This window comes from Pseudomonadota bacterium (assembly GCA_039193195.1).
Classification (GTDB): domain Bacteria; phylum Pseudomonadota; class Gammaproteobacteria; order Steroidobacterales; family JBCBZW01; genus JBCBZW01.
Genome location: JBCCWS010000018.1, coordinates 1 through 12,136, shown reverse-complemented (window position 1 = coordinate 12,136; position 12,136 = coordinate 1). Strand labels below are relative to the sequence as shown.

The following is a 12,136-nucleotide window of genomic DNA, read 5'->3' as shown; positions in this document are numbered from 1 at the left end:
TGATCAGCGCTCCTTCAGGGCCCCGCTGAAGCCGCGATAGACCGGCTTGAGTAGGTAGTCGAGGATGCTCTTGCGCCCGGTGATGATGTCCGCCTGCACCAGCATTCCCGGCACCAACTGGTGCTGCTGCGGATCGTCTCCTAGGTAGAGCTGCTGCAGCTCGATGTGTGCTTCGTAGTAGGGCTGTCGCTCCTCGTTTAGCTGGGTCGAAGGTGACACCTGTGTTAGCTCACCTACCAGCGTGCCGTAGCGTTGGGGCTCGAAACTGCTCACCTTCACGTCGACGGATTGGCCGATCATTAGGTGACCGATGTCGTCGGGCGACACGCGCGCGTGCACCAGCATACGACCCTCGCCCGGGACGATCTGCAGAACCGTTTGGCCGGGTTGGATGACTGCCCCAGGACCACTCACGGCCAGTGCTTGGACCACGCCGTCCACGGTGGCCCGCAGATCTAGGCGTTCCGTGCGATCCTGCAGGGCAGCAAGGCGCGCCTGGACCTCATCGAGGTTCGCCTTGACCTCTTCGCGCTCGAGATTCCAGCTCTCGCGACGTCGGCTGCGAAGCTCGCGCTCGCGTTGCTCGCTCGCTTCGATCTGCCTCTGCAGGGATCCCCATTCGCCTTGGGCCTGATGCAGATCCCCTTGGGTGCGCAAGGCGGTCAGGCGCACATTGGTCACGTCCGCCGCCGCCACCAGCTGGCGAGCTAACAAGAGCTCTTGCCGCTCCTGCTCGCCGCGCACGAGGGCAACCTCGCGCATCAGGGCGTCGACGCGCGCGGCGCTCGCGGCGCGTTCTTCGAGCAAGCGCCCGCGTTCGGCACGGATGAGCTGCAGCTGGGCAAGGCCGCTGCTGCGCTGGGTAGTGAACACCTCCCGCTGAAGCGCGATCATCTCCGCCGTGTAGGGGGGCTTGAGATCGTCGAAGCTCGGCGCTTTGCCCGCCATGAGCGCGTCGAGGCGGCGTAGGCGAAGATCCAGAGAGGCCCGTCGCGTGGCCAGCTGGGCAAGCTCGCTGCGCGCGCCCGCGTCGGCGATCTGCAGGAGCACGTCCCCGGCCTGCACGCTCGCGCCGTTGCTCACTTGAAGCTCGGCCACGATGCCGCCCTCAAGGTGTTGAATCGACTGCACTAGACCCGCCGGCACCACCTCGCCGGAGGTGCGCGCGATTTCGTTCACCTCCGTGAAAGCGGACCAAACGATCAGTCCGATCATCAGCACGGTGGTGAGCAAAATACCCTGGCTAATCAGGCTCGTGTTGTCTCGCTCTTCCAGGGAGAGTGCCTGCACCAGGTAGCGCGCGCGAGCGCGCGGCATGCCGGCATGCTGGCGACCCTGACGGGTGACGAGACTGTTGACGGGTGTGCTCATCGCTTAGCTCTGGCCTGGCTTTGAGATGGAACTGATCATGCCGTTCGCCAGGTCGATGACCTTGTCGGCCAAGGCAACGTGGCTGGTGCGGTTCGAAACCATCACCACGGTCATTTTGCCTTTGAGCTTTCGAAACTGTTCGGTCAGCTGACGATCGCGAACCCGATCTACCCCGGCGGTGGGTTCGTCCAAGAGGAGGATCGGAGAGGGGCGTAGTAGCGTGCGAGCAAGACACATGCCCCGAATCAGACCGTTGGGCAGGACACGCGTGGTGTGGTCGCCGATGCGCACCTCCAGACCGCCGGGCAGCGCCAGCACATCGTCAAGCACGCCGGCGGCCTCACAGGCGGCGCGCAGGTCCTGCTCGGTCGCGAGTATGTTCTTCAGGCGCAGGTTTTGCGCAAGCGTGCCGTGGAACAGGCGCGGGTGCTGTGGCATGTAGGCGATCAGACGGCGTAGCTCATCGGTATTGAACTGGCGTGTATCTACCCCGTCGATGCTCACGGTGCCACTGGGCACGGCGTAGAGGCCGCCGATGAGCTTGAGGATCGTGGACTTGCCGCTGCTGTTCTGTCCACGCAGGATCACGAACTCCCCGGGCTCGATCGTGAAACTCACGCCGATTAGAGCGGGATCCGCCTCGCGGCTGTAGCGAAAGCTCACCCGATCGAAGCGAATTGCCCCCTGGCAGTCTTCCTTGATCATCACGGAGCGTCCGCGGTGACGCTCCGAGTTCAAGCGCATCAGTTGGTTGATGCCCTGAACGCCCATGAGAATCTGCTCGAAGCGCACGTAGGTCATGCACAGGGCTTGCAGGGGACCGAGCACGCGCCACAGGAGCGCCAGGATGGCGATCAGCGCACCCACTGTGATCGTGCCCTCGATCACCTGGCTGGCGCCAACGGCGATTACCACCGTGCCCGCAAGCTTGGTCATAGCGGTGGTCACCGCCTGCAGGCTGGCCTGCTCGTCCGCTGTGCGCAGGTGAGCCATAGCCGTATCGGCGGAGGTTTCACGAAAGCGCTCGTGCCAAATCGCCTCAGCGCCGAGGGACTTCAGCTCGCGCAGGCCGTTGAGTGTCTCCATGAGCGACTGCTCTCGATTGGTCTTGGCGGCGCCGGCATGACGCGTGAGTTCGCGCACGCGCGGTAGGGCGGCGCCAGTCACCAAGGCGAAGGCGAGGGCGGCGAGCAGGGGAATGGCGGCTAGCCAACCGCCGAGGATACCGATCACGATCACAAAGATGAGCACGAAGGGGGATTCGAGCACCAAGTTGGCGGTGGGACCGGAGAAGAACTCGCGCACGGAATCGAACTGACGTAGGCGCGAGAGCTGCGAGGTAATAGTAGACCGCTCGGTCATGATCGGCGGCAGGGAGAGAATCTGGCGGACCGTCTCCGTGCCGATGAGGTAGTCGATGCGACTGCCGGTGATGCCCAGCATCTTGGCGCGCAGGTAGCGCAAGCCGAATTCGACTGCCAGTACGAAGGTGATGCCCAGCATGAAGGCTGGTACGGCGGTGACGTCGCGGGTGCCGATCAGCCGGTCGTAGACCAGCATGATGTAGATGGGCACGGCGAGGGCGATCACGTTCAGTAGCAAGGTGGTGCCGAGCAAGTGCTTGATCAGTCCCTGGAAGCGGCGCAGGAGCATGCCGAACCAGTCCTCGTCTGGGCGCTCCGGCACCACCGCGTGGGTCACGTGCGTGTCGGTGAACAGGTATGCCGTGCCCTTGAGAGGCGCGTCGAGCAGCACGTCGGTCCGCCTTTGCGAGCAGAAGGCGCGCACCCCGAACTCGCTCTGCTCCTTTAGCACATACAGGTGCCCGCGGTGGGTAGAGAACAGGCAGGGCAGCATGTCGCGCGGCACCGTGTGGGTGTCGATATCGAGGGGGTCGCTGCGGTAGCCGAGCTCGACCAGCATGTTGCGCAGGGTGACGAGATCCACCGTGTCGGAGAAGTGCGGCAGAGCCTCGAGGATGTCGCGATCGCAGGTCACCCAGCCCAAGGCGTGCAGCAGTGGCAGCAGGCAGCCGGCGTACGGGGAGAGCTCACCCAAGCGCTCGTAGTCGCCCGCGCGAATCGCATCGGCGATCTTCTCGCTTAGGGGCTTGTAAGGCGCGCGTGGCGGCGGAGTCTCCTTGGCCGACCGCTGGCCCACGGGCAGGTTGCTGGCGCTGGCGCTCATGCCGACTCGCTCCCCAGGGCATCGGCATCGTCAGGCGAGGCACCCGCCGGTGCGGGATCGCCGCCCAGTAGCTCCGCCGGCACCATCCCGCCAAAGCCATCACTCTCGTACAGCTTGCCGTTGGCGAGGGTGAGTTGGCGGTCACAGCGCATCAATACGTAGGAGCGGTTGGACACAATGATCAGGGTCGCGCCCTCATCGCGCAGGCGGAACAGCATCTCCACGGCCTGCAGCTGAGCCTCCGCGTCAAGGCCTGAGTCCGCGTCATCGAAGAGGATCAACTTAGGTCGACCGATCAGGGCTCGGACCATGACCAAGCGCTGGCGCAGGCCGTCTGGCAGCGTGCCCTGGGCGCCGCTGTGGTATTGGGTTTCCAGGCCGTCAGGGAGGCGTGTGATGAACTCATCGAGTCCGATCATGCGGGCGAGCTGTAGCGCTTCGCTGATGGCTTCGCCTTCGCGAAAGAGCGTCATGTTCTCCAGCAGCGTGCCGTTGAACAGGATGCCGTTTTGAGGCACTAGGCCGATCTGGCTGCGCAGGTTGGATTTCTCTAGCGCATCGAGGTTTTGCCCGTCGAAGAGGATCTCGCCGCCGTCTCGATGGGTGAACCCCATCATGAGGTCGAGGAGCGTGCTCTTTCCGGAGCCGCTCTCGCCGGAGATGGCGATCGCCTCCCCTGGTGCCACCTCGAGGTTGACGCCGTCGATCAGATCCCCATCCATCCAGGGGTGCTTGAAGCTCACGTCCCGCAGGGTCACGCCACCGCGCATCTTCAGCGGCTGCTTGCCGTACAAGCCTTCCATGGGCAGGGCCATGAATTTCTCCAGCTTCTCACGCGCCAGCTCGATGCTCTGGCGCTGGGTCCAGAAGCTCATGGCGCCAAGGGCCGGTTGCAACACGCGCCCGGCGAGCATCGTGCTGGCGGCAAGGGCGCCAACGCTGATCTCGCCATTGATCGCCGAGACGCTGCCGACGGAGACGAATAGCACCATGACAGCCTGGGAGAAGGTGGCGCCGATGCCCGTCACCATGCTGTTGGTGGTAGTCAGCGTGTACACCGCCTGCGCCGCGGAGCCCTGCAGGCGCTCGTAGCGACGCTGGATCTGCTTCTCCATGGTGCTTGCCTTCACCGTGTGGATGCTCTGCAGCACCTCGATAAGGAAGTTGCGGCGGCGTTCGAGCTGCGTGTCCTGTTCAGTGATGGCGGCCTGCAGTCGTCGCCCTGCGATGATGGACACCAGGGTGAAGATCGTGACGATGGCCACGGGGATCAGCACCAGCGACCCGGCAAAGGTCCAGATCAGCCCAAGGAAGAGCAACCCGAAGGGCATGTCCACCATCGTGAGCATGGTATTGCCGTGGTAGAAATCGCGGGTCTGGCTGATCGCGTCGAACTGATCGAGATAGCTGCCCTTGGCGTGAGCTTCAAAGGCCACGAGCTCCATGCCGAGCAGGCGGTCGATAGCTTGCATCATCGCGTCGTGCTCGTAGCGAGCACCTTGTAGATTTAGCAGTTTAGATCTAGCGATACGCAAGCCGGTCTCGATCGCCGTGATCACGATCAGGGCCGACGTCAACAGCGCCAGGGTTTCTACCGCCTGCTGGGGGATAATGCGGTCGTAGAGTTGGAGCACCACCAGAGGCATCGCCAGGGCGAGCAGATTGAGGCATACGGAGGCGGCGAGCACGTCAGTGCGCCGCCAGGCTCTGGTGGCCGTGGCGGTCAGTGAGAGACTGCTCGCGGTGGTCGCGTTGCCCATGTTCTTGGAGGCCGTCCCCGTAATATGCCCACGCCAAGGCATGCGGCTCAGACCGCACCTTATGGCTTGTGCCAATAGACGGCGCGAATCAGCGCGACTTGAGTCAAATTGCTCGGGAGAAACCTGGCGCGTGCGCCAGATCACATATTGGGAAAGGCGCTCCGCTCGCGGAACGCGGCGCCCGATGCAGTCTGGGCGATCCCTACCAGAAGATGTTGTCGAGGCGTTCGAACTCCAGCTGACTGCCATCGTCGTAGGTGATGGTGCCGCTCGAGTCGGCGTCCAGGTCGAGCGTGCCGGCGTCCAGGTCGTAGTCGAGCGTGTCGCCGTCTACCTCGATGGTCCACGGGGTGTCATCGGTGCCGACGGGGACCTCCAACTCTACCGAGTCCCAACCGGTACCGCCGTCAAAGCTGTTCACGCCCGTGTCCATTGCGAAGAACTGGTAGAGGTCATCGCCATCGCCGCCGCTGACCGTGTTATCGCCCGCTGCCCCAGTGAAGATCTCGTCCGCGGCCGTCTCTGCGCTGCCGAACTGGATCCGGTTGACGCCGTCGAAGTTGAGCTGCGCACCGTTCTCGAAGGTCACGGTGCCGGCCGTGTCCTGGCCGAGCTCGATGACGCCGTCGCTCAAGGAGTAGGTAACCTCCTCGCCGTCGACCGTGACCGTGAAGGGCTGGTCGCTGGCGTCCGGCGTGATCTCCAGGTGCACGATGTCGTTATCGCCCTCGCCACCGCTGAAACTGTCGCTGCCATCGTTGGCACCGAACACGTACACGTCCGAGCCCTCGCCACCTTCTGCCGTATCGTGGCCGGCGCCGCCTTCGAGGATGTCATCGCCATCGCCGCCGTAGAGTTGATCGCTCTCCGTATCGCCCACGAGGAGGTCGTCGCCAGCGTCGCCGTAAAGCTGGTCGGCGCCCTCCCCGCCCATGAGAACGTCGTCGCCGCTGCCGCCGTGGAGCGTATCGTTTTGCTGCTGGCCCTCTAGGTAGTCATCGCCAGCCTCGCCGCGCAGCGTATCGCTGCCCGTGTCGCCCGAGACGCGGTCGTTGCCGCCGCCGGCGCTAATGTCATCGCTGCCACCGCCTGCCGTGAGATGCTCTGCCGCATCACTGCCGGTGTAGGTGCCGCTTACGCTGGCCGACGCCTCGGTGCCGATGGTGGCCACATCCGGCGTCGTGTAGGGTGAGGCGATGTCTGCCTCGAGCGTGAGATCGACCTGGGCCGTGTCCTCGCCGCCGCGACCGTCGGAGACCCGCACTGCCAGCGTCGCTTGGCCTTCGCGCGGATCACCATCGCGCACCGTCGAAGCGTCATCGACGAGGAACAGCTCCCCGGTGGCGGCGTCGATGCGGAAGTGCCCGTCATCGTTACCCGAGATGATTTCATAGGTAAGCGAGTCGCCGTCCACGTCGAAGGCGCTGACCTGGCCGATCGAGCTGCCGGCCTCGGCGCTTCCGCCAACGTCAAACGCGTAGGCGATACCTTCGCCTACCTCATCGAACGCGTAGTGGCGGAAGTCGAGCTGCTTGATGGCGAAGTCGGAGTAGTCATCGGCCTGGGAAGGTTGGATCACCAGCTGGGCGATATCTTGCCCCGGATCGATCGTGTACTCGTACTCGTTGACACCTACATTGGTGCCGTCGGCCACGAGAAGGCTGCCGCGCGCGACCTCGTTGCCATCCGCATCCAGGGCGATCCACTCCCCTTCCTCGCCCGCAGCGCCTTCGCCTTCGTACTGGCGGGTGGTGGTGAGTGTGATGTCCGAGGCGTAGCCCTCGAAGTCGAGGACTATCTGCTCAGCCTGGTCGATCTGCGTGCTGTGGCGACCGCCGTCGACGCCTACGCCGCCACTGAACGCGTTGACCGTACCGGCGCTGCCGTCGGCCGCGATGGCAGAGACCGTAACGAGACCGCCTTCGAGAGATCCCACACCATCCCCATTCACCACGGTCGCGGACATCGCTAGGGAGTGGTCGGAGATGCCCGCCGCAGTGGTGGTCAGCACGGGGGCAGAGCTGTCCCACTCAACGTCGACGCCGAAGGTCTGCACTGAATTGCTGCCGTCGGTAGAGGAGGCCGTGACCTCGAGGTCCACGCTTTCACCGCCGAGGGCCGCCAACGCGTGCTCATCGCCCACGCTGATCTCGCCTGTGTTCTCGTCGATCACAAAGGCGCCGTTGTGATCGTCGCTGAGCGCGTAGGTGATGCCGTCGTCCAGGTCTCCATCGGTGCTACTCGCGGTGACCCCGACCGAGTCGCCGCTGCTAGCGGTGTCGAACACCTGGTTAGCGGCGGTGTCCGTGTCGCTGACGGCGCTGGCGTCGAACTCGTCCACGTCGACCACGTTGATGTCGTAGGTCTGGGCGGAGGTGGAGCCATCTTCGGAGGTGGCCGTGACCTCGATCTGCATGGACGCCGCGGTTTCCGCGTCGATTGCGGCGGGGTCGGCCACCGTGACCTCGCCCGTATCCGCGTCGATGGCGAAGGCGTCGTTCGGGTTTTGCGTCAGCGAGTAGGTAACTTCGTTGTTGCTGCCGTCGTCATCGCTGGCAAAGGCCGTCACACCCACGCTATCGCCAGCGCTCACGTCCTCGGCGATGCTATTGGTCGCCGCGTCCGTGTCGCTGATCGGCGTGACCGCAAACTCGTTCTCGTCGGTCAGATTGACCGTGTACCAGCGCGAGCTGCGCGAGCCGTCATCGGACTCCGCCCGGATGGCGATCCGCATGCTAGCGTCATCCTCGAAATCAAGGCCCGACGGGTCGGCAACGGTGACCTCACCCGTGTCCGGATCGATGGCGAAGGCGTTGTTCTGGTTGTGAGTCAGCGTGTAGGTCACGTTGTCCGTGCCATCGGCATCGCTGGCGAAGCCCTGGATGCCCACGGAGACGCCCACCCCGGCACTCTCGCTGACTGCGTTCGCGTCGGCGTCGATGTCGGAGATGCTGCTGATGTTGAACTCGTCGTGATCGCCGATTTCGATGTCGAAGGTTTGCGCGGAGCTGGAGCCGTCGGCGGAGGTGGCGGTCACCTCGATCTGCATGCTCGAGGCACTCTCGTGGTCGATGGCGCTGCTGTCGGCGAGAGTGACCGCACCGGTGAGAGGATCGATGGCGAAGGCGTCGCTAGGATTCTCCGTGAGCGAGTAGGTCACATCGCTGCTCGTGCCATCGCCGTCGGAGGCGAAGGCGGCAACGCCGACGTAGGCGCCGTCCTCGGCGTTTTCGCCCACGAGGTTGGCGGCGCTGTCGCTGTCGATCACCGCCGATACGTCGAACTCATCGTGGTCGTCGATCGAGATACGGAAGGTCCGGCTACTGGTGGTGCCATCCTCCGACGTCGCCTGCACTTCGATGCGCATCGTGTCGCGGCTCTCGAAGTCGAGAGCGCTGGGGTCGGCGACGGTGACCACGCCGCTATCCGCGTCGATGGCGAAGGCGCCACCGCCGTCACTGAGGAGCTCGTAGCTAACGTCGCTGTTGGTACCGTCCTCGTCGACGGCGAACACCGTCAAGCCGACCTGATCGCCTGCTTGCGCGTTCTCGCTCACTAGGTTGGCGCTAGCGTTCGTGTCGCTCAGACCACTGATGTGGAACTCATCGTGATCGCCCAGGGTGATGTCGACGGTCTGGGTGCTCGAGGACCCATCCGCAGAGGTCGCCGTGACCTCGATCTGCACCGTCTCGCCCGCCTCGTAGTCGAGCGCGTTCGAATCGGCCACGGTCACGACGCCGCTGCTGGGGTCGATGGCGAAGGCGCTACCGGGGTTTTCGGAGAGGGAGTAGGTGATCTCGTTGGTCGACCCGTCCGCGTCGCTCGCGGAGGCGGTAACGCCCACGCGCTGGCCGGTCGGCGCGTTCTCCAGGATGGTCGGGTTGCTCGCGTCCGAATCGGTGATCGGACCGACATCAAACTCGTCGTGGTCGGTGACCGCCACGGAGAAGCTCTGGGTCGTGCTGCTGCCGTCGTCGGACGTGGCCGTGACCTCGATGCGCATCGAGGCGTCGGACTCGTAGTCGATGGCGCTTGCGTCGGCCACGGTCACGACGCCGGAGTCGGGATCGATCGTGAAGGCGCCGTCAGCGTCGTCGGAAAGGGAGTAGGTCACGCCGTTGTTGGAGCCGTCGTCGTCCGAGGCGAAGGCGGTGATGCCCACCGTGTCGCCCACGGACGCCTGCTCCGATACGGTGTTGGCATCCGTGTCCGCGTCGCTCACCGGCTTGACCGCGAACTCGTCGTGGTCGGCGATCGTGATGTCGAAGGTCTGGGTGGCGGTGGAGCCGTCCGTCGAGGTGGCGGTGACCTCGATCTGCATGGTCGAGGCGGTCTCGTAGTCGATCGCGCTCGAGTCGGCCACGGACACCACGCCCGTGGTGGCGTCGATGGCGAAGGCATCCCCGGGGTTGCTGCTCAGGGAGTAGCTGACGGAGTCGGCCGAGTCAGCGTCGTCGGCGAAGGCCGCGATGCCTACGGTCACACCTTCCCCGGCGTGCTCGGACACGATGTTGCCGTCCGCGTCCGTATCGCTGATCGCGGAGACGTCGTGATCGTCTACGGCACCCCCGCCACCGCCACCCGCGCCACCGCCGTGCGACGGATCGACCACGTCGATGTCGAATAGCTGCGTGGTGCTCGAGCCGTCTTGCGACGTAGCGGTGACTTCGATCTGCGCGGTGCCGTGGGAGAGGGCGCCGGGGTCCGCGATGGTGACGACGCCGCTCGAACTGTCGATGGTGAAAGCGCCGCCGGCGTCGTCGCTCAGCGTGTAGGTCACCTCGCTGTTGGTGCCGTCGGTGTCGTCGGCCTGGGCCGTCACGGCCACCGTATCACCGGCGCTTGCGGTGGTGCTCACCGCGTTGGCGCCAGCGTCGTCGTCGGTGATGCGCGAGACGTGGAACTCGTTGTGGTCGCTGATCGCGATGTCGAAGGTCTGGACCGACGAGGAGCCGTCCTGCGAGGTGGCCGTCACCTCGATCTGCATGCTGTCGCTGCTCTCGAAGTCCAGCGCGTTCGAGTCGGCCACCGTGACCACGCCGCTCGAGGCCCCGATAGCGAAGGCGCCCCCGGGGTTGGCGGTCAGCGTGTAGGTGACGTCGCTGTTCGAGCCATCGGCGTCGTCGGCGACGGCGGTCACGCCCACGCGGGTGCCTTCGATAGCGTGCTCGGACACGGTGTTGGCGGCGCCGTCGCTGTCGCTCACAGCGGTGACGTCGAACTCGTCGACGTCCGTGATGGCGATGTCAAAGCTCTCCGTGGTGCTCGACCCATCCTCGGAGGTGGCGCGTACCTCGATGCGCATGGAGCGCGATGACTCGAAGTTGAGGCCGTTCGGGTCGGCGACGGTGACCACGCCCGTTTCCGCGTCGATGGCGAAGGCATCGTTCGGGTTGGAGACCAGCTCGTAGCTCACCTCGTTGGTGCTGCCGTCCGCGTCTTCGGCGAACACGGTGACGCCAACCACGTCGCCCGCCGACGCATCTTCGGCGACGCTGTTCGCCGTGGCGTCCGTGTCGCTCGGCATGGTGACGTGGAACTCGTTGTGATCGCCGATGGCGATGTCGTAGTCCTGCGTACTGACCGAGCCGTCCTCGGAGGTCGCGGTCACCTCGATGCGCATCGACTGGGCGCTCTCGAAGTCGAGCTGGCTCGCGTCGGCGACGGTCACCTCGCCCGTTTCCGCGTCGATGGCAAAGGTGCCGTTGGCGTCGTCGCTCAGGGAGAAGGTGACATCACTGTTGGTGCCGTCGTCATCGCTGGCGGAGGCGGTCAGGCCCACGTAGACGCCGTCGACGGCGTTTTCCCTCACCGTGTTGGCATCGCCGTCCGAGTCGCTGATCGCCGTGACGTCGAACTCATCGAAATCGTTGATCTCGATGGTGAAGCGCTGGGACGATGTGGAGCCGTCATCGGAGGTGGCGGTGACCTCGATGCGCATGCTGTCGTCCGTCTCGAAGTCGATCGCGCTTGGGTCGGCGACCGTGACGACCCCGGACTCGGCATCGATGGCAAAGGCGTCGTTAGGGTTGTCCGTGAGCGCGTAGGTGACCTCGTTGTTGCTGCCATCATCGTCGCTGGCAAAGGCGGTGACGCCCACCGTGTCACCGGCGGAGACGTTCTCGCTAATGCTGTTCGCCGTCGCATCCGTGTCGGTCACGGGTGAGACGTTGAATTCATTCACGTCATTGACGGTGACCGTATACTGCTGCGAGGTGCTCGAACCGTCCTCCGACGTCGCCGTGATCTCGATCTGGATCTCTGGCGTGACCTCGAAATCGATCGCATTGGCGTCGTTGACCTGAACGGTGCCGTTGCTGGAGATGCGGAAGGCATTGCCGGGGTTTTCCGTCAGCTCGTACGTTACCTCGTTGTTGGTGCCGTCATAGTCTTCTGCGCGTACGCGGAAGACACTCTTGTCGTCGGTGGCCTCCTCGCTGACCGTGCGACTCGAGCCCCACACATCGCTCAGGGCGGAGATATCGAACTCGTTGTGGTCGGTGATAGCGATGTCGAAGGTCTGGGACGAGGTGGAGCCATCCTCGGAGGTGGCGAGCACCTCAATCTGCATCGACTGGGCCGTTTCGAAGTCGAGCCCGTTCGGATCGGCCACCGTGACCACACCCGTCTCCGGGTCGATGGCGAACGCGTCGTTGGGATTGGTGCTCAAGGAGTACTCGACGTCGTTGGTGGATCCGTCTTCGTCACTGGCGAAGGCAGTGACGCCCACCGTGTCGCCGGCCGAGGCGTTCTCGGCGATCGTGTTGGCGCTCGCATCCGAATCGCTGACGGCAGAGACGTCGAACTCGTCATCGTCG

Annotated in this window: 4 protein-coding genes; all 4 read right to left on the bottom strand. The window is 64.6% G+C overall.

The genetic code is table 11. The features are described from left to right. Window positions 1-3: 3 nt before the first annotated feature. Entirely contained in the window at window positions 4-1,371 is a 1,368-nt protein-coding gene (locus tag AAGA68_14920) for an HlyD family type I secretion periplasmic adaptor subunit (protein ID MEM9386348.1), read from the bottom strand. Window positions 1,372-1,374: 3 nt separating this feature from the next. After that, a complete protein-coding gene (locus AAGA68_14915) occupies window positions 1,375-3,558 on the bottom strand; it encodes an ABC transporter transmembrane domain-containing protein (protein ID MEM9386347.1) in 2,184 nt (727 codons plus the stop codon). Further along, on the bottom strand, window positions 3,555-5,318 hold the full coding sequence (locus AAGA68_14910; protein MEM9386346.1) for an ATP-binding cassette domain-containing protein: 1,764 nt from the start codon (window positions 5,316-5,318) through the stop codon (window positions 3,555-3,557). The genes AAGA68_14915 and AAGA68_14910 overlap by 4 nt, the downstream gene beginning before the upstream one ends. Window positions 5,319-5,520: 202 nt before the next feature. Beyond that, on the bottom strand, window positions 5,521-12,136 hold a 6,616-nt coding region (locus AAGA68_14905; protein ID MEM9386345.1), incomplete at its 5' end, for a cadherin domain-containing protein.